Genomic DNA, 22,050 nt, shown 5'->3' on the forward strand with positions numbered 1-22,050 from the left:
ACCGAAGAGGCCGCGCGATGCAGGGACTCGCCGGCGCCGGGCTCGTCCTCTACGGGCTCGGAAAGCGGTCGATACGCGGCGTGGCCGCGACCGCCGCCGGCGGGTGGCTCCTGCTGCGGGCGCTCCGTGGTTCTCGCCAGCGCGGCGGCGCGGGCGGCTCCGGCAACTGGAGCGCCCCGCGGGAACGCGGGCGCGAACCGGAGGGCGCGCCGCCCGAGTCGCTCGACGTGCAGCGGTCGATCACCGTCGAGCGGCCCGCCGAGGAGCTGTACGAGCGCTGGCGCGACCCCGAGACACACGAGCAGATCTGGGCGCACTTCGCCGACGTCCGGGAGGTCGGCGAGGACCACCAGCACTGGGCGGTCACCGGGCCGCGCGACGTGACCCTGGAGTGGGACGCCGAGGTGGTCGCGGCCGACCCCGGTGAGTTCCTGCGCTGGAAGTCTCTGCCCGGGGCGCGTGTCCCCAACGAGGGGTCGGTGCGCTTCCGCTCGCGGGGCGACGCCGAGACGGAGGTGACGCTGCACGTTCGCTTCGACCCGCCGGGCGGTCGGATCAGCGCCGCACTCGCCGAGCGCTTCGACCTCGTCCCCGACGCCGCGGCCGGGACGGCCCTCCGGCGGTTCAAGAGCCTCGTCGAGACGGGCGAGGTGCCAACGCTCGAACGCAACCCTTCGGCCCGCGGGGCCGGTGATCTGGTGTGAGCGACGCGACCAGCGGTACGGGCGTCGCGGGCACCGGCACGATGCGTGCGGTCTGCTGGCACGGCGAGAACGACCTCCGGGTCGACACCGTCCCGCGCCCGTCCCTCGTGAACCCGAAGGACGCCGTCCTGGAGGTCCGCGCTTCGACGGCCTGCGGTTCCGACCTGCACATCGTCGACGGCCTGATCCCGACGATGCGCGAGGGGGACGTGCTCGGCCACGAGTTCGTGGCGGAGGTCGCCGAGGTCGGCGACGCCGTCGAGGAGGTGGAGGCCGGCCAGCGCGTGGTCGTCCCCTCCTTCGTCGGCTGTGGCGCCTGTTCGTACTGCGGCGACGACCTGTGGTCGCTCTGTGACAACACCAACCCCAACGCCGCGATGCAGGAGCCGGTGCTCGGCGACTCGACGGCGGGCATCTACGGCTACACCCACGCCTTCGGCGGCTACGCCGGCTCCCACGCCGAGTACATCCGCGTCCCTCACGCCGACGTGAACTGCTTCGAGGTGCCCGACGAGCTCGACGACGAGCAGGCGCTGTTCGCCTCTGACGCCTGGCCGACCGGCTACATGGGCGCGGACTTCTGCGACATCGAAGACGGCGACACCGTCGCGGTGTGGGGCTGTGGCGGCGTCGGGCTCATGGCCCAGGAGAGCGCCGCGCTCATGGGCGCCGAGCAGGTGATCGGCATCGACCGGTTCCCCGAACGACTCGACGCCGCCCGCGAACACGCCGGCGCGGAGACGGTCGACTACACCGAGGTCGACAGCGTCGTCGACCGCCTCGACGCGCTGACCGGCGGGCGCGGTCCCGACGCCTGCATCGACGCGGTCGGGATGGAGGCCCACGGCACCGGCCTCTCGGGCCGCTACGACCGCGCGAAACAGCAGTTCGGTCTCCACACCGACCGCGGCGAGGCGCTCCGCCAGGCCATCCGCGCCGTCCGCAAGGGCGGCACGCTCTCGGTGCTGGGCGTCTACGGCCTGATGGACAAGTTCCCGGTCGGGGTCCTGATGAACAAGGGGATCACCGTGAAGACCGCCCAGCAACACGGCCAGCGCTACGTCCCCGACCTGCTCGACCACGTCGTCGAGGGCCAGATGGACCCCTCGTATCTCGCGACCCACGAGTTCTCGCTGGAGGAGGGACCGGCCGCCTACCGGATGTTCAAGGAGAAAGAAGACGAGATGATCCGGCCGGTGTTCAAGCCCTGAGCGGTCGCCGAGGGGGCGACCGGGACGACCGGGGCGAACGAGTGAATTGAAGTCGGCGGCGGCGGAACCGACTCCCATGAACGCCGGAGACCGCGTCCGCGTCGACCGCGCGGACCAGAGCTACGAAGGGGTCCTCCTGCCCTCGACGACCGCCGAGCACCTGGTCGTCAAACTCGACGGGGGGTACAACGTCGGCGTCGACCGCGACGAAGCCGACGTGGAGGTCCTCGAATCGGACGTGTACGACGTCGAATCGGCCCAGGCCGAGAGCGAGCGGTCGACCATCGAGTTCGACGACGACCTGCCCACCGTGTCGCTCATCTCGACCGGCGGGACCATCGCCTCGACGGTCGACTACCGCACCGGCGCCGTCACCGCGCAGTTCGACGCCGAGGACGTGCTCCGCGCGGTCCCCGACCTCGCCGGACGGGCCAACTACCGCGGGCGCGTCGTCGCGAACATCCTCTCGGAGAACATGACGCCCGAGGTGTGGGGGGACCTCGCCGAAGCGATCCACGAGGAGATCGAGGCCGGCGCAGACGGCGTCGTCGTCATGCACGGCACCGACACGATGCAGTTCAGCGCCTCGGCGATGGCCTTCATGCTCGACACGCCCGTGCCCATCGTCTTCACCGGGAGCCAGCGCTCGGCGGATCGGCCCTCCTCGGACAACGTGATGAACGCCGTCTCCGCCGTCGAGGCGGCCAAGTCCGACTGCGCCGAGGTGCTCATCTGCATGCACGAGAACGAGTCCGACGACCGCTGTGCGCTCCACCGCGGCGTCCGCGCGCGGAAGAACCACACCTCCCGCCGGGACGCCTTCGAGACCGTCGGCGCGAAGCCCCTCGGCGTCGTCGACTACGACGTCGACGGGGAGACCGACGTGTCGTTCCGCCGCGACCACCGCGAGCGCGGCGCGACGGAACTGGACATCGACCCCGACCTCGACACGGAGGTCGAACTCCTGAAGTTCACGCCCAGCACCGACCCCGCGTTCCTCGATGCCCTCGAAGGCAAATCGGGCGTCGTGCTCGAAGGGACGGGGCTCGGCCACGTCCACACCGACTGGATCCCGCGGGTCGAGGCGCTGGTCGACGACGGGACGACGGTCGTGATGACGAGCCAGTGTCTCGAAGGGCGGGTCTGCGACCGGGTGTACGACACCGGCCGCGACCTGCTGGAGGCCGGCGTCGTCGAGGGCGAGGACACGCTCCCGGGTACGGCGAAGGTCAAGCTCATGTGGGCGCTGGCGAACGTCGAGAGCGTCGAGGAGGCCATGTCCACGTCGCTGGCCGGCGAGATCCAGAGCCGGTCGGTGCCGTGGACCTGACGGGGGCGACCCGATGACGATGGAGGTCCGACAGGCCCGCGCGGGCGACCACGAGGATATCGTCGCGTTCACGAGCGACACGTGGAGCGACCGCTTCGACCGGGGGGACTACATCCCCGAGGTGTTCCCCGAGTGGGTCGAGCGCGACGGCCCCGACCAGCGCACCGTCGTCGCCGAGGCGGACGACGGCCGAGCGGTCGGCGTCTGCCAGGTCGTCGCGCTCTCGCCCCACGAGACGTGGGCCCAGGGGATGCGCGTGGCCGACGACGCCCGCGCGGAGGGGGTCGCCGAGGCGATGAACGACGCCTGCTTCGAGTGGGCTCGCGACCGCGGCGCGACCGTCTGCAGAAATATGGTCTTCTCGTGGAACGCGCCCGGCCTCGGCGCCGCCCGCGGCGTCGGCTACGACCCCGCCACCGAGTTCCGCTGGGCCCACCCCGACCCCGACACGGACGCCCGGGCGGACAGCAACGGCGCGAGCGGGCTGGACGCGACCGCCGACCCCGACGCCGCCTGGAGCTACTGGCAGCGCAGCGACGCCGCCCGGGAACTCGCCGGGCTGACGCTCGACCCCGAGGAGTCGTGGGCGCTCTCGGAGTGTTCGAGGGAGCGGTTCCGCGCCGCCGCCGACGAGCGCCGCGCGTTCGCCGTCCGGGGCTCCGACGGGACCCACGGCGCCGCCGTCCGGACGCGCGAGTACGAGCGCGAGAGCGGCGGAGAGGGCGACGGCGGGGAGGGCGAGGGCGCGACCGAGCAGTGGGTCGAGTACGGCGTCGGCGCCTGGGACGACGTGCCCGCCGCGCAGACGCTGTTCGCCGCCATCGCGCGGGACGCGGCCGACCTGGGAGCCGACCGGACGAGAGTCCTGATCCCGGAGACGCCACGGCACGTCTCCGACGCCGCCTACGCCGGCATCGCCGTCTCGGAGAACCCCGACTTCGTCATGGCCGCCGACCTGACGGGGTGGGACTGACTGCGGTCCCGTCACTCTCCCGTCGGGCGAAGCCATTTGTACACGCGAGCGTAAAGCATCTGTATATGTCCGACGCGGATACGGGGAGCGGTGACGACGGGCCGGAGACGGTGCAGATCAACCTCCGGCTGAGCGAGGCCTTCCTCGAAGACATCGACGCGACGTGGCAGGAGGAGGGGTTCAGCTCCCGGAGCGAGTTCCTGCGTTACGCCGCTCGCGACGCCGTCAAGCACCCGGCGTTCTCCCGAGAGGGGTGGAAACAGATCGCCGCCAGCGAGCACGACCTGCGGGCAGGTGACGCGGAACTGGTGTCGCGAGACGAGGTCGTCGAGATGATGGACCGAGACGAGGATGACGGGTGAAGCGGACTGGGACTGGAAGTTCACCGCGCGCGCAGCGGACCAGTTCGGCGGATTGGACGGACACGTGCAGGATCGCGTCGTCTCGAAGCTCGACGAAGTCGTCGGCTCGGCGTGGCGAACGCCCGACGAGTTCCTCGAACCGCTGACGGGCGGGCCGTTTTCGAAACTTCGCGTCGGCCAGTACCGTCTCGCCTGCGTGCTCGACGACGAGACGGAGACGCTCGAAGTCCACCGGATCGAACACCGCAGCGGCGCGTACACCGCCGACGACTGAGTTCGGACCGTCCGGCGCGCGTCCGCACCCCCACCACGACACTTACCCGCACACCGCTCGAAACCGAGCGCATGGACGCCGAATCGTTCTTCGAGGAGATGCCCTTCGCCGACCTGCTCGGCATCGAACTCACCGAGATCGCCGACGGCCACGCCGAGGGGCGCCTGGCGATGCGCGAGGAACTGTCCTGGCACAGCGAGCGCGTGCTGGCTCACGGCGGCGTCACCTACACGCTGGCCGACACGGTTGGCGGCGCGGCGCTCGTCTCGCTCGTCGACCGACCTGTCCCGACCGTGGACATGCGGATGGACTACCTGGAGGCCGGAACGGGGGATCTGACCGCCGAGGCCGACGTGGTCCGCGAGGGCGGCGACGTCGGCGTCGTCGACGTGGACGTGTACGCCGACGAGGGGGACGCTCACCTCGCCAGCGGCCGCGGCGTCTACAAGACCGGCGAATCCGAGTGAGGCGACCGGCGCGCGCCGACCGCACTGCAACGGCTCTCGCCCGGCGTGCCGGCGCGGCCCAGCGCGGTCCGAGGCCGCGACCGCCGTTCGCGGGGACCGTCCGGACGCCTCGCCGGCGACAAAAGACCTATTCGGCGGTCGGTCCCACTTGCGGGTATGACCGACATCGACCTGGCGTTCGACGAGCACGAACGCCTCCCCGCGGTCGCCCAGGACGCCGACTCGGGGGAGGTACTCATGCTCGCGTACGTCACAAGCGAGGCCGTCGAGCGCACCCGCGAGACCGGCTTCGCCCACTACTACTCGCGCAGTCGCGAGGAGCTCTGGAAGAAGGGCGGCTCCAGCGGCCACGTCCAGGCGATCGAGGAGATCCGCGTCGACTGCGACGGCGACGCGCTGCTGTACCTCGTCGACCAGGAGGGCGGCGCCTGCCACACCGGCTACGAGTCGTGTTTCTACCGCACCGTCGACGGCGAGACCGTCGGCGAGCAAGTCTTCGACCCCGACGAGGTCTACGAGTAGCCGGATGAGCGACGCCGCCTTCGACCCCGCGACCGACGACCCCCGCGCCGTCGCCGACGACCTCGTCGCCGAACTGCGCGAGGCCCGCGACGCCCTCCGGCGCGCCCGCGACCGCGTCGACGAGGTCGGCGAGCCCGAACTCCGGGCCGTCGCCGACGCCCACGACGACCTCACGACGCTGTTCGACCGCTACGAGGAGGAGGTCACCGGCGACGGCGACTTCAAGACGTTCATCGAGTTCCAGAGCCAGATCGCCGCGATCACCGAGGACCTCTCCGAGGACGTGCGCCACCGCGAGGTGTTCGAGGAGGTCGACGACCTGCTCCAGCAGCGCCGGCTCACCGACTCGGACTGGACCAAGGTCCGCTCGGCGCTGGAGCCGGTCCGGGCGGACGTGTCCCGCCTCGACGACCGCGACGAGGCCCGCGAGCGCTACGAGGACGCCCGCTTCGCCGCCGAGCGCCGCATCGACGACCTCGCCGACCGCATCGCCGACCTGGAGGACCTGCAGCGGCTGGGCGACGCCGACCTCGACGCCCCGACCGAGCGCCTGCGCGACCCCATCGAGACGTACAACGACCGCGTCGCCGACGCCTTCGCCGACTTCCGCTCGTCGGCGAGCGCCCGCGACCTGCTGGCGTTCGTCGCCAAGGCCGACGCCTACCCCCTCGTCCCCTTCGAGTCGCCCCCCGACGACCTCCGGGAGTACGTCGAGACCCACGACGCCGGCGAGGAGTCGGTCGGGCAACTGCTGGAGTACGCCGAGTACTCGAAGTCGAAACTCGACCACTACGTCGGCGACCCCGACGCGCTCAAACGGAACGTCTCGACCCGGCGGACGTACCTCCGGCGGCTGGACGCCGAGCCGCTGACCGTCGACTGGCCCCCCGTCGAGGCCGAGACGCTCCGGTATCGGGCCCGGGAGCTGACCAGCGTCGTCGCCCGCTTCGCCGACGCCGTCGAGGACGGCGAGCCGGCGCTCGTGGCGCTGCGGGACGTGCGCGAGTTGCCCCGCGAGACCGACTACGAACGACTGCGGAACAGCGCACAGGCCCGCGCGCAGCTGGGTCCCGAGGAGCGCGAGCGACTGTCGAGCGGCGCGGTTGACGACGAACTGGCCGCCTGTCGCGACGCGAAGGAACGGCTGGAAGACGCGCTGGAGGAGTATCCCGCGCTGTAGTCGCCGTTTCTCATCTCCGCTTCCCGCGGTCTCGCTCGGTCTGAGCGCGACTCTCAGGGGCTGTTCCGTTCGTCAGAGACAGCGGTCAGGGCGGTCGTGCCCGCGGACACGAAGAACAGTGAACTCAGAATAGTCAAGTGGAATCCGTGCGCCGGGACGAACTCGACGGCGTGGTAGTTGATCGCGACCAGCAACCGGATCACTGGCACCGTCAGTGCAGCGACGCCCGTCACCACCAGTAGACCCCCCTCTATCCGGATGCTACCGTCCCAGAGCCTGACGACGGCGAGTAGTACCAGCGGCGCGAGCAACAGGAGCCGGTCCAGATAGATCCCCGAAGACTGGAGCGTCGTGAGCGGAGTACCGGTTCCGGCCAGTTCTTGCACCCAATCGAAATAGACGCCCCCGGCGAGCAGGACAGTCCCGGCCATCGTCCGGTAGGACGGTAGAGTCAGCTGTTTCACGGTAGGCTGTTCGTGTCGGCTGAACGTGATACTGTCTGTGTACTACCGGTGTCGAACCGATCGCGCGCCCCTCGGTCGCTACCCCTCGCGTTCCTCGGGCGTGTAGGTCTCCACTTCCAGCGCGTGGATGTCCGTCGTCATGTGCTCGTCCAGCGCGTCGTAGACCATCTGATGCCGGTCGACGAGCGACTCGTCGGCGAAGGCGGGCGAGACGACGGTGGCGGCGAGGTGGTCGTCGTCGTCGGCGCCGCGGGCGCGGGTGACCGTCGCCTCGGCGTCGGGGATCGACTCCTCGATGAGCGCCTCGATGTCGGTGAGATCCATGCCCGGAGCGAGGCGGGCGAGCGGAAAAACGCTTGTCACTGTGCCCCTTCGGGAGTTTCATACGCCGGCGCCCGCTCTCTCGACGTGGCGGCGATGACGAATGGTTACCCCTCCGAGCCCCTTGTGACGACACGGGACTCCGAGCCGCCTCGATTCCGACGGTGAGCGACGGCGCCGCGGACTCCGCCCGCTCACACCAGCACGTCGACCTCGTAGCCCTCCGCGCGCAGCGCCGCCAGCAGTTCGTCGGCGTGGTCCGGCCCCTTCGTCTCCAGGTCCAGTTCCACCTCCGCGGCGTTCATGGCCACGTCCTTGCCGGCGCGGTCGTGCTCGATGGCGTAGATGTTCGCCCGCTGCTCGCTGATGACCTCGACCAGTCGCTCCAGCTCCCCGGGACGGTCCTTGAGTATCGTGCGGACCCGCAGGTAGCGCCCGGTCTCGACGAGCCCGCGCATGATCACGGTGGTGAGGACGTTCAGGTCGATGTTGCCGCCGCAGAGACAGGGGACGATCACCTCGTCGTCGTCGTAGTCGAACTTCCCCTCCAGCAGGGCCGCCAGCGGCACCGCGCCGGCGCCCTCGACGAGGGTCTTGCCGCGTTCGAGCAGCGTCGTCAGCGCGACGGCGGTCTCGGCGTCGGAGACGGTGACGACCTCGTCGACGCGCTCGCGGATGACCTCGAAGGTCTGCGAGCCGACCTTCCGGGTGGCGATGCCGTCGGCGATGGTGTCGACGCTGTCCCGTTCGACGACCTCCCCTTTCTGTAGGGAGTCGGCGACGCTGGAGGCGCCCTCGGCCTGGACGCCGACGACGCGGGCGTCGGGGTTCTTCGCCTTCACGGCGGTCGCGATGCCACTGATGAGGCCGCCGCCGCCGATGGGGACCACGAGGGTCTCGACCTCGGGGAGGTCTTCGAGGACTTCGAGGCCGATGGTGCCCTGGCCGGCCATCACCATCGGGTCGTCGAAGGCGTGGACGTAGACACGGCCCTCCGCGCGCTCGATCTCGTGGGCCTTCTCGGCGGCCTCGTCGTAGTCGGCGCCGTGGAGGACGACCTCCGCGCCGTAGCTGCGGGTGGCCTCGACCTTCGAGACCGGGGCGTGCTCGGGCATGACGATCTTCGAGTCGACGCCGATGCGCGTCGCGGCGAGCGCGACGCCCTGGGCGTGGTTGCCGGCGGAGGCGGTGACGACCCCCGCCGCCTGCTCCTCGTCGGATAGGGTGGCGATCTTGTTGGTCGCGCCGCGGATCTTGAACGACCCCGTCCGCTGGAACGTCTCCAGTTTCAGGTGTACGTCGGCGCCGGTCATCGACGAGAAGGTGTGGGAGTAGTCCAGCGGTGTGTGCCGCGCCGTCGCGGCCACCCGCTCGCGCGCGTCGAGCACGTCCGCGAGTTCGATCATATCACAGCTACCGCTCGACGGGAGTTAGATGTAAGGGGAGAACGCGTGTGACACCCGCCACTGCTCGGGGCAGGCACTTGAAGGCGAGCCAGGCGGAGTGAAAGTGAAATCGGGGGATTGCGGAGGGGGAAGCGTCGATGCCCTCGATGCTCGCGGTGGCTACTCGACTCCCCACTCGTTGTGATCCGTCGACGCGCCGGTCGGCTCGTCCCCGTCGTACCCGTCGAACTCGGCGAACGTCCCGTCTCGCTGCCGGATCCGAACGTCCTCCGCACGGACGAACGACCGCACCCGCTCGGCGAACGCGCCCTCGCCGGGCCACTCCGCGGGCGCGTCCAGCCGCTCTGGGTCGCCGACGTACGTCTCGACGGTCCGGTCGCGGTCGTCGTCGCCCGAGTCGGCAGCCAGCGGCACCGACACGCGGACGTACAACCCCGATTCGACCCCCTCGTAGCGATCGAGCGCGGCCGCGTCGCCCGTCCGGAGGATCCGACCCTCGACAGATCCGCCGGGGACGAGCGTCGGGTACTCGCCGTCGACGCGGTGGAGTCCCTCCAGCACGGCCGGACCCGCGTACTCGAACTCGGCGAGGACCCCGCGGGCGCGCTCGGGGTCGGTGAGCGTCCCGTAGACGAAGGCGTCCATCGTCGGCGATGTCGCCGCCGAGGGCCATCGGCGTTGCGGTGCCGCTCGGGGCCGCCGGACGGCACCGCGACTCCCCTTCCGTCATCGACACCTTCAATCGGAGCGAGTCCCGAGGGCGGGCAATGTCGACGGCGAGCGTGCGCGAGCGCGGGCTGTCGGTCTGGCGGCGAGTGCTCTCGCTGTCGTGGCCGATGATGATCCAGCACGTCTTCCGCACGCTCATGCGGACGACCGACGTGATCGTCACCGGGCTGTTCTCGCCGGCGGCCGTCGCCGCGGTCGGGCTGGCGGACCTGTACGCCCGCTTCCCGCTGCGGATCGGCCTCGGCCTCGGCAGCGGGGCCATCGCCCTGTCGAGCCAGGACACCGGCAGCGCGGCCGTCGAGAACCGCGACCAGGCGGTCACTCAGGCCGTGCTGCTTGGGCTGCTGTCCGGTATCCCGTTCGTCGCCTTCGGGTTCCTCTTCGGCGAGGCCGCGATCTCGCTGCTCGGCGCGCCCGCGGATGTCGCCTCGATGGGCGGCACCTACCTCGCCATCGTCTTCGCGAGCGCGCCCGCGAGACACGTCGCCCTCGTGGCGGCTCGCGCGCTCCAGGGCACCGGCGACACCCGGACGCCGATGTACGTCGACGTGACCTCCTCGCTCCTCAACATCGTCGGCTCGCTCGTGCTCGGGCTGGGTCTGTTCGGCGCGCCCCGACTCGCCATCGTCGGCGTCGGGATCGCGACGGCGGTCGGCAACACCGTCACCGCCGGCGCGCTCTCGCTCGCCATCTGGAGTTCGCGGACGGAGGCGTCGTTCGCCCGCCCGCGGGATCTGGTCATCGCCAAACAGCTGCTGGCGGTGAGCGCCCCCCGGATCGGCGAGGGGCTGGTGACGACGCTGGCGGAGTTCCCGTTCAACGCGCTCCTCCTCACGTTCGGGACGGACGTGAACGCCGCCTACCAGATCGGCCGGCGGATGTACCAGCAGGTCACCTCGCCGCTGGGGCGGGCCTACCACACGGCCGCCAGCGTCGTCGTCGGGCAGTCGCTGGGCGACGGCGACGTGGCCGCCGCCCGCTTCCAGGGGTGGGCGACGACCGCGCTGGCGGTCCTGACGATGGGCGCCATCGCCGTCGCGCTCTTCTTCGGCGCCGACTGGTTCGTCTCCCTGTTCACGAGCGACCCCTCGACCGCGGGCTACGCGGTCGGCTTCTGTCGCGCCTACGCGGTCGCCGCGCCCGCCATCGGCGCGTATCTCGCCATCTCGGGCTCGCTCCAGGGCGGCAGCGACACCCGCACGCCGTTCGTCGCGCGGACGACGGGGATGTTCGGCTTCCTGCTCGGGTTCGGCTACCTGACCAGCGTGCTCCTCGGCTGGGGCGTGATCGGCATCTACGCCGCTATCGCGCTCCAGCAGTTCTGGGCGCTCGCCGTCGTCGCCTGGGGGTTCGCCTACGGCGGCTGGGCGGAGAAGGCCGCGGCGATGATGGACGAGCGCGGGAGCGCGAGCGGCGCCGACGGGAGCGCCGAGACCGACGCGGGGGCGGGCGATTAAGCCGATCCCGTCCCAACTCGCGCTATGGACCTGATATCGGTCGCCGCGGTCGCCGACAACGGCGTCATCGGGCGCGACGACGAAGTGCCCTGGGACCTCCCCGAGGACAAGCAGCAGTACCGCGAGCGGGTCGCCGGTCGTCCCACGGTCTTCGGGCGGCGCACCTACGAGATGTTCTCGGACCCGCCCGGCTCGGCGTACGTCGTCCTCAGCCGGACGGAACGGGAGTACGAACGCGAGAACGCCTATCACGCCTCCTCGGTCGAGGAGGCCGTCGAGATCGTCGAATCGCTGGGCGCCGACCGCGCCTACGTCCTCGGCGGCGCCGGCATCTACGCGCTCTTCCAGCCCCATCTCGACGGGATGGTCCTGACGCGGGTGCCCGGCGAGTACGAGGGCGACACGTTCTATCCGGAGTGGAACGAGGACGACTGGCGGTTGGTCGAGCGCGAGGAGTACGAGGGTTTTACCGTCGAGACGTGGGAGCGGCGGGCAGAGCGCGAACGGTAGCGGGCCGTCCTAAAACGAGTCCACGTCCGTCCCGACCGAACAGACGTACTCGCCGGTGGCGACCTGCGGGAGCCGTCGGGTGCGCCAGAAGACGCCCGAGGAGTCAGCGGTGACGGTCTCCTTGACGCCGCCGAAGGGGTCGGTGACCTCGAAGAGCGTGTCGCCTCGGGCGACGCGCTGGCCCAGGTCGGGCTTCAGCGAGACGAGGCCGCCGGCGGGGGCGCCGTACTGCTCGAAGCCGCTGGCGCGGGTCTGGGGGGCGGTGTCGACCGAGCCGTCGGCGAACCCGTAATAGGAGAGGACGTTGAACACGCCCTCGACGCCGGCCTGGATGGACTGTTCGTCCCAGCCGACACACCCCCCGAGTTCGGGGTCGATAGTGGGAATGCCCTCGTCGGGGGCGGCGCGGGCGAGCTGGCCGTCGGGGCCCTTCTGGTCGAGGACGTAGCCGCAGTCGAACACCTTCGCGAGCTCGAGGCAGGCGTCGTGGAGGCGGTGGCGTTTGCCGCAGCGGACGCGACACTCGTCGATCATGCGGGAGGTCGACCCCTGATGGAGGTCGAGGATCAGGTCGGCGCGCCGGGCGGCGCCGAACGTCGCGGCGGCGATGCGTTCGGTGGAGGTGCCGGTCTCGTCGCCGGGGTAGGCGCGGTTGGTCTTCGTGTCGTCGATGGGGTTGCGGTGTTCGGCCACCTGGAAGGCGTGGTAGTTGACGATGCCGACGACGAGGATCGTCCCCGACAGCTCGGCGGGGTCGAGCTGCGGGACGACCCGCTGGAGGACGCCGACGCCGTTGAGTTCGTCGCCGTCGCTGGCCGCCTGCATGTAGAGGGTGTCGCCGTCGTCGGCGCCGTCGATGACCGCGACCGGGAGCCCCACCTCGGTCCCGTCGCGCGTCTCGCCGACCGACAGGCGCCCCGTGTCCATCTCGCCGGGGGCCGCCTGGGCCGTACCGAGCGTCGTCATTACCAACACTGCGGGACCGCCCGTTCTTTAGCGGTTCGGTGTCTCCCGGCCGTCGGGACCGGCGCGCCCCCGGTTCGCGCCGCGTCGACCGCTACCGATCGACGCCACTTTGCCGATCGTGGCCCTATCGCCGATATGGCCAGCGAGCGACCGGACGGTGGCGAGTCGGCCCCGCCAGTCGACGGCGTCGACGACGCCGACGACGCCGACAGCGGCAGAGCCGCCTTCGTCGCCGCGCTCCGCGTCCGCCGCAACGCCAAGTGGGGTCTCGCCGTCGGCCTCGCGCTCGCGCTCGCGGCGTTCGTCCTGTTCGTCCTGCTCCCGGGATCGCGGCGCTCGCCCGCGCTGTACGTCGGGCTCGGGTTCGTCCTCGCGCTGTCGACCGCCGGCCTCGTCGCCTTCTTCCTCACCCTCGGCCGGGCGGTCCGCCTCTCCCGACGGCTGTGACCGCGCGCTTCTCCCGCGAAACGCTCCGCTCGTGCCCGCTACCGTCGAACAGCCGCCCGTGACCGCCTCCCGAACCGCTCTCGACTCCCGTCCGAACGGCCCGTCCGACACGGGACAGCGCCGTTCGCGAGAATCGAACATCTCCGGGACCGAACGATGCGAAGACGACGATCGACGAACTGTGTATCGACGACTGGATCGCCGATACGTCGGGGGCTGCGGTGCGGAGGGCGACGATCCCGGGAGGGTGTCGCCGTCGGGTGTGTAGACGTTCGTCCAGAAAGGTGTTCGGTGATTCCGTACGCGTCCACCGTCGAACGGCAACCCTTTTGGCCGGTCCAGGCGAACGAGTGGGGTATGACCGACGAGCTACGGAAAGGCCTCGAGGGCGTGCTCGTCGCCGAGTCCGATCTCAGCCAGATCGACGGCGACGAGGGGCGACTCATCTACCGCGGCTACGCGATCGAGGACCTCGCCAGACACGCGAGCTACGAGGAAGTCATCCACCTGCTCTGGCACGGCGAGTTGCCCGACGCCGACCGGCTCGACGCCTTCACCGACTCGATGGTCGCCGAGCGGTCCGTCGACGAGGACGTGCTGGAGACGGTCGGCCGGCTCGCCGCCGCCGACGAGAACCCCATGGCCGCCCTGCGAACGGCGGTCTCGATGTGCTCGGCGTACGACCCCGACGCCGACGAGCCCGCCACCGACCGCGAGGCCACCTTCCGCAAGGGACGGCGCATCACCGCCAAGATCCCGACGATCCTCGCGGCGTTCACGCGGATGCGCGACGGCGACGACCCGGTCGAGCCCCGCGAGGACCTCTCTCACGCCGCGAACTTCCTCTACATGCTCAACGACGAGGAACCGGACGACGTGCTCGCCGAGACGTTCGACATGGCGCTCGTCCTGCACGCCGACCACGGGTTCAACGCCTCGACGTTCTCCGCCATCACCACCGCCTCGACGCTCTCGGACCTGCACAGCTCCGTCACCTCCGCCATCGGCACGCTGAAGGGCCCGCTCCACGGCGGCGCCAACCAGGACGTGATGGAGATGCTCAAGGAGGTCGACGAGAGCGACCGCGACCCCGTCGGCTGGGCGGAGAAGGCCCTGGAGGAGGGTCGCCGCGTCTCCGGGTTCGGCCACCGCGTTTATAATGTCAAGGACCCCCGCGCGAAGATCCTCGGCGAGCGCTCCCAGGAGCTCGGCGAGGCCGCCGGGACCCTCAAGTGGTACGAGTACTCCACGAAGATCGAGCAGTTCATGGCCGACGAGAAGGGCCTGGCGCCGAACGTCGACTTCTACTCGGCGTCGACGTACTACCAGATGGGCATCCCGATCGACATCTACACGCCCATCTTCGCGATGAGCCGCGCCGCAGGCTGGATCGCCCACGCCGCCGAGTACGTCGAGGACAACCGCCTGATCCGACCCCGTGCGCGGTACACCGGTCCCGAGGACCTGGAGTACCCCGCCCTCGACGAGCGGTAAGCCCTCTCGGCACACCGATCCCGAGGACTTGGCGTACCTCGACATCACGAGCGCCCGCCCGGTCACTCGAAGACGAACGTCCCGTTCTCCTGGACGACCTCGCTGTCCACCTCGATCCGCGAGCGTTCGCTCACGTCGACGAGCATGTCCGCGTGAACGGCGCTCTCGTTCAGTTCGCGGTCGTCGGGGACGCACTCGGCCATCGCGTCGCCCAGGGCGACGTGGACGGTGTCGCCCATCTTCTCGTCGAACAGGAGGTTGTCGGTGAACTCGTCGATACCGCGGTTCATCCCGATACCGAGCTCGCCGAGTCGACGAGCGCCGTCGTCGGTCTCCAGCAGGGCCGTCAGGACCGCCTCGTTGCGTTCGGCGGCGTGATCGACGACTTCGCCGTCCTCGAAGGTGAGTCGACCGCCGCGGATCTCCCGGCCGTTGCGGGTGACCGGGAGGTCGAAGGCGATCCGCCCCTCGGCGGAGTCGACGACCGGGACGGTCGCCACTTCGCCGCCGGGCATGTTGTCCTCGCCGGCGTCGTTGAACGCGCCCATCCCGTCGACCGAGAGGCGGAGGTCGGTATCGTCGCCCGAGACGATCCGGACCGTCTCGGCGGGTTCGAGCACGTCGACGAGCCGCGACTGGAACCGCCGCTGGGCGTCCCAGTCGCGGTCGACGGCGTCGTAGACGAAGTCCTCCCACGCCCGCGTGGACAGCTCGGCCCGCTGGGCGTCGGCCGGCGTCGGGTGCTGGGTGATCACCCAGCGGGTGTCGAGGCGCTCCTCGAGGATCGGCCGCTTCGCGCGGCTCGCCGCGGCGCTCTTCTCGGGGTCGACGTCGCTCCCCTCGGCGGCGTTCTCGCCGCCCTTGATCAGGATGACGACGTCGGTCTCGGCCATCGCCGCGAGCCGGTGGTCGGCGGTCCGTACGTCCTCGGCGTCGAGCGCCCGGCGATAGGCCCGGGCGGCGCGGCGGTGGCGCCACTCGGTCGTCGGGCGGGCGCCGCGCTCGCCGAGGCGCTCGTACAGCGCCTCCACGAGGTCTGCGGCGGCGGTCGGGGCCCGAACGAGCACGTTGTCGTCGGCGGAGACGTCCGTGCAGTGGTCGACGAGGATCTCGGCGTGTCGTCTGACGCGGTCGTCCATGTCGGCGGACCCACGGGCGGGCCCGTCATGAATCTCCGCCGGCCGGAGTGAAAGTGGACGACCCGTCCCGTCGGGCCGACGAGCGGCCGCGTGGTCGAGGACGACGCCGGGCCGGACCGTCACCTACTGGTCGGGCCGGACCGAACGGTCGCTATGCTCACCTGCGGCGACTGCGGCCGCGAGTACGCCGACGGCCCCGACGCGCCCTGGCGCTGCGACTGCGGGGGCGCGCTCGACTACGCCGACCGGCCGCTACCCGACGCGAGTGCTCCACCCGAACCGCTCGACCGCGACCGCGGTCTCTGGGCGTTCGAACCGTTTCTCGATACCGAACGTGCGGTCACGCTGGGCGAAGGCTGGACGCCGGTCGTCGACGCCCCCGAGTGGGACGCGCGGTTCAAGCTCGAATCGATATTTCCGACGGGGAGTTTCAAGGACCGCGGCGCGGCGCTGACGATCTCGCGGGCGGCCGAGCTGGGCGTCGACCGCGTCCTCGAAGACTCCTCGGGCAACGCCGGTCTCGCGATCGCCACCTACGCCGCCCGCGCGGGCATCGACGCCGAGATCTACGTCCCAGCCGAGGCCAAACCCGGCAAGCTCCGGGCCATCGAGCGGACGGGCGCCGACGTGACTCGCGTCGAGGGCTCGCGGGGCGACGTGACCGACGCCTGCGTCGAGGCGGTCGAGCGCGGCGAGGGCTGGTACGCGAGCCACGCCTGGAACCCCGCCTTCTTCCGCGGGACGGCGACGTTCGCGCTCGAACTCGCCGCCCAGCGCGACTGGGACGTGCCGGACGCCGTCGTCACGCCGCTGGGCCACGGCACGCTGTTCCTCGGCGCCTACCGCGGCTTCCGGACGCTCCGGGCGGCCGGGTGGACCGACGGGATGCCGCGACTGCTCGGGGCCCAGGCCACCGGCGCCGCGCCGGTCGCGGACGAACTACACGGCACGGCGACCGCCGCTCCGCCGGCCAACACCGCCGCGGACGGCATCCAGATCCGCGATCCCGCCCGGTTCGACCAGATCCTCGACGCTATCGAGGCCACCGACGGCGACGCGGTCGCGGTCGGTCCGGAAGCCACCGAGCGCGAACACGGGCGCCTCGCTCGGGCGGGCTTCCACGTCGAACCGACCTGCGCGACGGCGACGGCGGCGCTCGCCGACTATCATGACCGGGGCGTCGTCGGCCCGGACGACGACGTGGTCGTCGCGCTCACGGGGACGGGGCTGAAGGGTTAACCCGACCGAACGATTTTGTGTCTGTGTACACAAGCACAATCTATGGGGACGAAGACGATCGGGCTCGACGACGAGGCCTACGAGCGACTCAGTGCGGAAAAGCGTGAAGGGGAGAGTTTTAGCGACGTGGTCAAGCGAGTCACCGAGACGATCCGGACCGACTGGCGGCGGGGGTTCGGGAAGTACGAAGACGCCGACGGCGAGCGGCTGGAGCGGGTGGCCCGAGAAAGCCGGGAGCGCCGCGGAGCGGGGCTCGCGGGTAGGCAGTCCGAGGTACTCGACGCGCTGGCCGGTGACGAGGGCGACAGCCCGCGACGGGGCGACGACGAGGGCGACGCGTGAAGTTACTCGACACGACGTTTCTGGCGCACTACTACCGCGGCGACGATCGCGTCGAGTCGTTCCTCGAAGCTCACGGCGACGAGGAGGACCTGGTCACCTCGGCGATCAACGTCGAGGAGATCGCGGTCGGCGTCCACACCGTCGAAGACGATCCGTCGCTGGAGTCGATCCTCGCCGACCTGGGCTGGCTCACCGTCCTCCCGTTCGGTCCGGACGACGCGTTCGCGGCCGCCGGGATCGAGGCGGAACTCCACGCGGACGATACCGTCGCACAGGACCGAATCAACGCGCTGGCGGGCGACGTGTTGATCGCCGGTGTCGCCGAGAACCGCGGCGCGACGGTCGTCACCGAGAACGTCGACGACTTCGAGGCGCTCGGGGTTCCCGTCGAGGCCTACTGATGACAAAACGCAAAGCCGACTTCTGCCCGTACTGCGGGACCGCGCTGGAGACGGCGGTCTTCGAGGGGCGGGACCGACGGTACTGCCCCCACTGCGAGGAGATCGTCTTCCAGAACCCGTTCCCCGGCGCGCACGTAGCCGTCCTCGACAGCGGGGGTCAGAGTCCCTCTGGCAGTGCGGCGAAGCTGCACGACGGCGACTCCGTGCTCCTGATCGAACGCGCCATCGAGCCCGACCTGGGCGCGTGGGCGGTCCCCGGCGGGATCCTCGAAGTCGACGAGCCCGCTCGGGTCGGTGCCGCTCGCGAACTCGAGGAGGAGACCGGGCTGGCGGTCGACCCCGACGCGCTCACACTGGTCCGAACCGGTTTCGATATCGACGACCCCGACGACGGCTCGTACCTCTCCATCTGTTTCGCGGTCGACCGCGACGAGACGACGGGCACGGTCGACCCCGGACCGGAGTGCGCCGACGCCCGCTGGTGGCCGGTCGTGGAGTTCTCGGCGACCGACGCCTGGATCCGGTCGGTCGACCGCCGACGGGTCGAGGCCGCCGTCGACCGACTGCGGGACGACTCGGTGGACTTCGGCGGCTGATCAGCGCCACAGCTCCCGCTCGACGACGGCGTCGGTGTCGACCGACAGTCGCGTCTCGGCGACGCCGTCGTACTCCGGGGCGGCGGAGTAGCAGATGTATCGTTCGCTGTCGTCGCTCCGGGTCCGGACGACCGCCGGGAGCACGTCCTCCGGTGCAGCCGTCGGTGGCGGCGGCGGGCCGACGACGACCCGCCCGTCGGGCGGCTCCGAGTGTTCCTCTCGCATGGCCGGGCCTACGCCGTCACCGATCATTGTTACGGGTCAGTTACCCGCGATCAGGGCCGTATAACCGCGGATTGGACGGTCCCTACCGATCCCGTGCGGTGGGTCATCTCGTGGAGACGACCCTCTCGACCGCCCGCTCCGGACCGACACCGTTTCGGCGCTGGCCCGCGCCCACTCGCCCATGTCCGGAAGCGTCCACCACACCGGGACGACCGTCGCCGACCTGGATCGGGCCGTCGACTTTTACACCGAGGTCTTCGACCTGGAAGTCCTCGCGGAGTTCGAATCGTCGGGCGAGAACTTCTCCCGGGGCGTCGGCGTCGAGAACGCCACCGGCCGCTTCGCCCACCTCGACGGCGACGGCACCCGCGTCGAACTCGTCGAGTACGAGCCCGAGGGCGGCGAGGCGGTCGCCGAGTCCGTCAACGACCGCGGCGCCAAACACCTCGGCTTCGGCGTCGACGACGTGGAGGCCTTCTACGAGGGGCTGCCCGACGACGTGGAGACGGTCAGCGAACCCCAGACCTCCTCGACCGGCACGACCATCCTCTTTCTCCGCGACCCCGAGGGCAACCTGATCGAAGTCCTCGACGCGTAGGGATTCGACCCGCGCTCGTGCCCCGCTCTCGCTGGCGACCGCGACCCGCGCCGTCGCAAGAGGTATCCACGAGGGGACCCAGACCACGGGTATGACGTTCGAACCCAACGAGAGCCTCCCGCAGGAGGAGGTCGACGAGCGCGTCGACGAGGCCATCGAGGCCAACGAAGTGGTACTGTTCATGAAAGGCACGGAGATCATGCCCCAGTGCGGCTACTCCGACCGCGCGCTGACGCTGCTCAAGCAGTACCGCGAGGACGTGGAAGTCGTCGACACGCTGGAATCGCTCGACGAGTTCCGCGCCGCCCTCGAACGCCACAGCGACCGCGAGACCATCCCCCAGACGTTCGTCGACGGCGAGTTCGTCGGCGGCAGCGACATCCTCAAGCAGCTCGACGAACGGGGCGACCTCGAACCGAAACTGACCGCCTGAGCCCGGTTCGGCCCGTCCGGCCGTCACGGAGTTTAAGCCCGTCGCGGCCGCCCGTCCGATATGAAGCGCATCGTCAGCACCGACGCGGCACCCGAGGCAGTGGGCGCGTACAGCCAGGCGACCGAGACCGACGATCTGGTCTTCACCGCCGGCCAGATCCCGCTGACCCCCGACGGCGAACTCCTCGACGACGCCGCCATCGACGAACAGACTCAGCAGGCCCTGGAGAACGTCCGTGCCGTCCTCGCCGAGGCCGGCGCCGAGATGACCGACGTGCTGAAAGTCACCGTCTACCTCGATGACATCGATGACTTCGACGCGATGAACGACACCTACGAGACGTTCTTCGACGACGAACCGCCCGCCCGCAGCGCCGTCGGCGTCGAGGAACTCCCCAAGGGCGTCGGCGTCGAGGTCGAGGCCATCGCGGCGAAGTGATGGCCGACGAGGCCGACTCGCCCGGCGACCGCACGACCGGGGGCGACCCGGACTCAGCAGCGACGGCTCCGCGGGAACCGCTGCTCGCCCCCGCGACGAAGGCGAGCCTGCTGTGGGGTGCCGTCGGCGGGCTGGCCTTCCTCGTCCTGGCCCAGGGCTACGAGCTGCTGGGCGATCTGGGTGTCGGCATCGGGCCGAAGGTCGCCGTCGCGCTGGTCGTCGCCGCGGTCACGGCGCTCGCGACGCATCTGGCCCGGGGTCGGCTGCCGGCCGGCGGCGGTCGGTGACCGGCGGACGACCGCCGACCGAGAACGAAAGCCCTTAACCACCCGACCGCGGTATTTCCACCTGAGCCAGGATGGCCGAACGGTAAGGCGCACGCCTGGAAAGCGTGTTCCCTTTGGGATTCTGGGTTCAAATCCCAGTCCTGGCGTACCACCTTTTTCGCGGAGGGGTGGGCAAACCGCGCCCACCCCTCCGCCAAAAACGTGGGCGAAAAAGGCCGAGCGCGCTCCGCGCGCTCGGTGGAAACCGCCCTCGCTTCGCTCGCGCGGTACGTTCCCCGCACCGCCCAGCCGCCGCGACCGCACTTGACCGCCCAGCCGCCGCCACCGCGCTGCTCCTCGCTTTACTCCGCGAACGTCGCGGTCCGCCCGATGTCCAGCCGCAGGAAGACGGGCAGGGTCGCGGCGGCGACGAGGATCTCCAGGCCGCCGGCGACGAGGAACGCCTCGGGGTAGCCGTAGGCGCTCGCGACGCCGCCGCCGACGACGACGCCGGCCAGGAAGCCCAGGCTGCCGAAGATGTTGAACCCGGCCATCGCGACGCCGCGCTCGCGCTCGTCGGCCAGGTCGCTCACGAGCGCCATCGTCGCCGGCGACATCAGCGCCCCGAGGATCCCGACGGCGAGCATCCCGAGGCCGGCGAGTTCGACCGTCGGCGCGCGGCCGACGCCGATGACGACCAGGCCGTAACAGGCGGACCCGGCGACGATGGGGGCGGTGCGCCCGACCCTGTCAGAGAGGATGCCCATCGGGTACTGCAGGAGCGCGAACGGCGCGAAAAAGAGGGCGAGCATCAGCCCGGTGGCGCCGGGGCCGAGTTCGAACGCCGACCGGAAGTACAGCGTGCCGACGAGCGCGAAGAAGCCGGCGGTGAGCCGGTCGAGGAAGCCGAAGGCGTAGGGGACGGCGAGCGTCGGCGTCCCGCGGAGGTTCGCGACGGCGCGGGCGATCGAGTCGCGGTCGCCGGCGGGCGCGCGGTCGTCGACCGCCAGCGCGAGGACGGCGACGGCCGCCAGCAGCGCACTCGCGAGGTAGAGGGGAACGAACGGGCCGACCTCGTACAGCTGGCCGCCCAGGGGAGCGCCCAGGGCCGTCCCGCCGCCGATGGCGGCGCCGGCGGCGGCCATATTCCGGCCGTGACCGCCCTCGAGGTCCATCAGCATCGTCATCGCGAGCGAGAAGGCGCCGATCGTGGCGGCGCCCTGGGCCGCGCGGACGACGAGGACGCTCTCGAAGGAGAGCGCGGTGAACCCGGGCAAGAGGGCGAGCGCGAGATACCCCGCGCTCCCGCCCAGCGCGCCGGCGGCGATGAACGGCGTCCGCCGGCCGGCGCGGTCGCTGGCGGCGCCCCAGACGCCGGCGAAGGCGACGAACGCCGCGAACTCCGCCGCGAGGAACCACATGCTCGCGTCCAGATCCGTCGTCGCGCCGAGCGCGCCGACCAGCCGGTCGACGCCCGGATACAGCAGCACCTGTGCGAGCAGGACGGCGAACACCATCGCCGCCAGCCACGCCCGGTCCCGCGAGTCCGTCATCTA

Annotated in this window: 28 protein-coding genes, 1 tRNA gene and 1 pseudogene; 22 read left to right on the top strand and 8 right to left on the bottom strand. The window is 70.8% G+C overall.

What is annotated here, in order from left to right:
* The first annotated feature begins 17 nt into the window (after positions 1–17).
* The 9 genes from HZS54_RS03925 to HZS54_RS03965 all read left to right on the top strand — a co-directional run bounded on the left by HZS54_RS03925 (position 18) and on the right by HZS54_RS03965 (position 7,023).
* Positions 18–704, top strand: a complete 687-nt coding sequence (locus HZS54_RS03925; RefSeq protein ID WP_179920657.1) for an SRPBCC family protein — start codon at positions 18–20, stop codon at positions 702–704.
* 41 nt (positions 705–745) lie between these two features.
* The gene (locus tag HZS54_RS03930; RefSeq protein ID WP_179922927.1) at positions 746–1,915 is read left to right on the top strand and encodes a zinc-dependent alcohol dehydrogenase; all 1,170 of its coding nucleotides are present in this window, start codon (positions 746–748) and stop codon (positions 1,913–1,915) included.
* Between the two features lie 76 nt (positions 1,916–1,991).
* Positions 1,992–3,245 carry a Glu-tRNA(Gln) amidotransferase subunit GatD gene (gene gatD / locus HZS54_RS03935; protein ID WP_179920658.1) on the top strand — a complete coding sequence of 418 codons (1,254 nt, stop codon included), beginning with the start codon at positions 1,992–1,994 and terminating at the stop codon, positions 3,243–3,245.
* Between the two features lie 13 nt (positions 3,246–3,258).
* A complete protein-coding gene (locus HZS54_RS03940; protein WP_179920659.1) occupies positions 3,259–4,218 on the top strand; it encodes a GNAT family N-acetyltransferase in 960 nt (319 codons plus the stop codon).
* A gap of 65 nt (positions 4,219–4,283) precedes the next feature.
* The gene (locus HZS54_RS03945) at positions 4,284–4,580 is read left to right on the top strand and encodes a ribbon-helix-helix domain-containing protein (RefSeq protein WP_179920660.1); all 297 of its coding nucleotides are present in this window, start codon (positions 4,284–4,286) and stop codon (positions 4,578–4,580) included.
* Positions 4,570–4,854, top strand: coding sequence for a type II toxin-antitoxin system RelE family toxin (locus HZS54_RS03950; RefSeq protein WP_179920661.1), 285 nt, complete (start codon positions 4,570–4,572; stop codon positions 4,852–4,854). The genes HZS54_RS03945 and HZS54_RS03950 overlap by 11 nt, the downstream gene beginning before the upstream one ends.
* Before the next feature lie 71 nt (positions 4,855–4,925).
* Entirely contained in the window at positions 4,926–5,321 is a 396-nt protein-coding gene (locus HZS54_RS03955) for a PaaI family thioesterase (protein WP_179920662.1), read from the top strand.
* A gap of 156 nt (positions 5,322–5,477) precedes the next feature.
* Complete coding sequence (hisI, locus tag HZS54_RS03960) at positions 5,478–5,843, top strand: phosphoribosyl-AMP cyclohydrolase (protein WP_179920663.1); 366 nt, start codon at positions 5,478–5,480, stop codon at positions 5,841–5,843.
* Positions 5,844–5,847: 4 nt separating this feature from the next.
* Positions 5,848–7,023, top strand: coding sequence for a DUF7118 family protein (locus HZS54_RS03965; protein ID WP_179920664.1), 1,176 nt, complete (start codon positions 5,848–5,850; stop codon positions 7,021–7,023).
* Between the two features lie 53 nt (positions 7,024–7,076).
* On the opposite strand, the gene HZS54_RS03970 is transcribed toward HZS54_RS03965, so the two are convergent.
* The 4 genes and pseudogenes from HZS54_RS03970 to HZS54_RS03985 form a co-directional block, all read right to left on the bottom strand.
* Complete coding sequence (locus tag HZS54_RS03970; protein ID WP_179920665.1) at positions 7,077–7,454, bottom strand: hypothetical protein; 378 nt, start codon at positions 7,452–7,454, stop codon at positions 7,077–7,079.
* Positions 7,455–7,565: 111 nt separating this feature from the next.
* A complete protein-coding gene (locus HZS54_RS03975) occupies positions 7,566–7,811 on the bottom strand; it encodes a BolA family protein (protein ID WP_179920666.1) in 246 nt (81 codons plus the stop codon).
* A gap of 191 nt (positions 7,812–8,002) precedes the next feature.
* Entirely contained in the window at positions 8,003–9,214 is a 1,212-nt protein-coding gene (ilvA, locus tag HZS54_RS03980) for a threonine ammonia-lyase (protein WP_179920667.1), read from the bottom strand.
* Positions 9,215–9,466: 252 nt separating this feature from the next.
* A pseudogene (locus HZS54_RS03985) lies at positions 9,467–9,859 on the bottom strand (gamma-glutamylcyclotransferase family protein); the annotation flags it as partial.
* Between the two features lie 122 nt (positions 9,860–9,981).
* Between HZS54_RS03985 and HZS54_RS03990 the strand changes: the two are divergent.
* Positions 9,982–11,400, top strand: coding sequence for an MATE family efflux transporter (locus HZS54_RS03990; protein WP_179920669.1), 1,419 nt, complete (start codon positions 9,982–9,984; stop codon positions 11,398–11,400).
* Positions 11,401–11,424: 24 nt separating this feature from the next.
* The gene (locus HZS54_RS03995) at positions 11,425–11,910 is read left to right on the top strand and encodes a dihydrofolate reductase (RefSeq protein ID WP_179920670.1); all 486 of its coding nucleotides are present in this window, start codon (positions 11,425–11,427) and stop codon (positions 11,908–11,910) included.
* 9 nt (positions 11,911–11,919) lie between these two features.
* On the opposite strand, the gene HZS54_RS04000 is transcribed toward HZS54_RS03995, so the two are convergent.
* Positions 11,920–12,876 (bottom strand): succinylglutamate desuccinylase/aspartoacylase family protein, encoded by a 957-nt coding sequence (locus tag HZS54_RS04000; RefSeq protein WP_179920671.1) that lies wholly within the window; start codon positions 12,874–12,876, stop codon positions 11,920–11,922.
* Positions 12,877–13,011: 135 nt separating this feature from the next.
* Between HZS54_RS04000 and HZS54_RS04005 the strand changes: the two genes are divergently transcribed.
* On the top strand, positions 13,012–13,323 hold the full coding sequence (locus HZS54_RS04005) for a DUF7536 family protein (RefSeq protein ID WP_179920672.1): 312 nt from the start codon (positions 13,012–13,014) through the stop codon (positions 13,321–13,323).
* 357 nt (positions 13,324–13,680) lie between these two features.
* Positions 13,681–14,817 carry a citrate synthase gene (citZ, locus tag HZS54_RS04010; protein WP_179920673.1) on the top strand — a complete coding sequence of 379 codons (1,137 nt, stop codon included), beginning with the start codon at positions 13,681–13,683 and terminating at the stop codon, positions 14,815–14,817.
* Between the two features lie 62 nt (positions 14,818–14,879).
* On the opposite strand, the gene HZS54_RS04015 is transcribed toward citZ, so the two are convergent.
* Positions 14,880–15,956: an aminopeptidase gene (locus tag HZS54_RS04015; protein ID WP_179920674.1), complete on the bottom strand. Its 1,077-nt coding sequence runs from the start codon at positions 15,954–15,956 to the stop codon at positions 14,880–14,882.
* Positions 15,957–16,109: 153 nt separating this feature from the next.
* Between HZS54_RS04015 and HZS54_RS04020 the strand changes: the two genes are divergently transcribed.
* From HZS54_RS04020 to HZS54_RS04035, 4 genes are read left to right on the top strand one after another with little or no spacing between them, the layout of a single operon-like run.
* A complete protein-coding gene (locus HZS54_RS04020; protein ID WP_179922928.1) occupies positions 16,110–17,195 on the top strand; it encodes a pyridoxal-phosphate dependent enzyme in 1,086 nt (361 codons plus the stop codon).
* Between the two features lie 42 nt (positions 17,196–17,237).
* On the top strand, positions 17,238–17,537 hold the full coding sequence (locus HZS54_RS04025) for an antitoxin VapB family protein (protein WP_179920675.1): 300 nt from the start codon (positions 17,238–17,240) through the stop codon (positions 17,535–17,537).
* Positions 17,534–17,938: a type II toxin-antitoxin system VapC family toxin gene (locus tag HZS54_RS04030; protein WP_179920676.1), complete on the top strand. Its 405-nt coding sequence runs from the start codon at positions 17,534–17,536 to the stop codon at positions 17,936–17,938. Before HZS54_RS04025 ends, HZS54_RS04030 begins: the two co-directional genes overlap by 4 nt.
* The gene (locus tag HZS54_RS04035; protein ID WP_179920677.1) at positions 17,938–18,534 is read left to right on the top strand and encodes an NUDIX domain-containing protein; all 597 of its coding nucleotides are present in this window, start codon (positions 17,938–17,940) and stop codon (positions 18,532–18,534) included. The genes HZS54_RS04030 and HZS54_RS04035 overlap by 1 nt, the downstream gene beginning before the upstream one ends.
* Here the strand turns inward: HZS54_RS04035 and HZS54_RS04040 are convergent, their stop codons facing one another.
* Positions 18,535–18,759, bottom strand: coding sequence for a hypothetical protein (locus tag HZS54_RS04040; RefSeq protein WP_179920678.1), 225 nt, complete (start codon positions 18,757–18,759; stop codon positions 18,535–18,537).
* A gap of 181 nt (positions 18,760–18,940) precedes the next feature.
* On the opposite strand from HZS54_RS04040, the gene HZS54_RS04045 reads away from it, so the two are divergent.
* The 5 genes from HZS54_RS04045 to HZS54_RS04065 all read left to right on the top strand — a co-directional run bounded on the left by HZS54_RS04045 (position 18,941) and on the right by HZS54_RS04065 (position 20,661).
* The gene (locus tag HZS54_RS04045) at positions 18,941–19,357 is read left to right on the top strand and encodes a VOC family protein (protein ID WP_179920679.1); all 417 of its coding nucleotides are present in this window, start codon (positions 18,941–18,943) and stop codon (positions 19,355–19,357) included.
* Positions 19,358–19,448: 91 nt separating this feature from the next.
* Positions 19,449–19,790, top strand: coding sequence for a glutaredoxin family protein (locus HZS54_RS04050; protein WP_179920680.1), 342 nt, complete (start codon positions 19,449–19,451; stop codon positions 19,788–19,790).
* 60 nt (positions 19,791–19,850) lie between these two features.
* Positions 19,851–20,228 carry a Rid family detoxifying hydrolase gene (locus HZS54_RS04055; RefSeq protein WP_179920681.1) on the top strand — a complete coding sequence of 126 codons (378 nt, stop codon included), beginning with the start codon at positions 19,851–19,853 and terminating at the stop codon, positions 20,226–20,228.
* Positions 20,228–20,515, top strand: coding sequence for a DUF7981 family protein (locus HZS54_RS04060; protein ID WP_246391763.1), 288 nt, complete (start codon positions 20,228–20,230; stop codon positions 20,513–20,515). Before HZS54_RS04055 ends, HZS54_RS04060 begins: the two co-directional genes overlap by 1 nt.
* 65 nt (positions 20,516–20,580) lie before the next feature.
* A tRNA-Ser gene (locus tag HZS54_RS04065) sits at positions 20,581–20,661 on the top strand.
* A gap of 195 nt (positions 20,662–20,856) precedes the next feature.
* Here HZS54_RS04065 and HZS54_RS04070 read toward each other — a convergent pair.
* A complete protein-coding gene (locus HZS54_RS04070; protein WP_179920682.1) occupies positions 20,857–22,047 on the bottom strand; it encodes an MFS transporter in 1,191 nt (396 codons plus the stop codon).
* Between the last annotated feature and the right edge of the window lie 3 nt (positions 22,048–22,050).

The organism is Halosimplex pelagicum, assembly GCF_013415905.1.
GTDB classification, from domain to species: domain Archaea; phylum Halobacteriota; class Halobacteria; order Halobacteriales; family Haloarculaceae; genus Halosimplex; species Halosimplex pelagicum.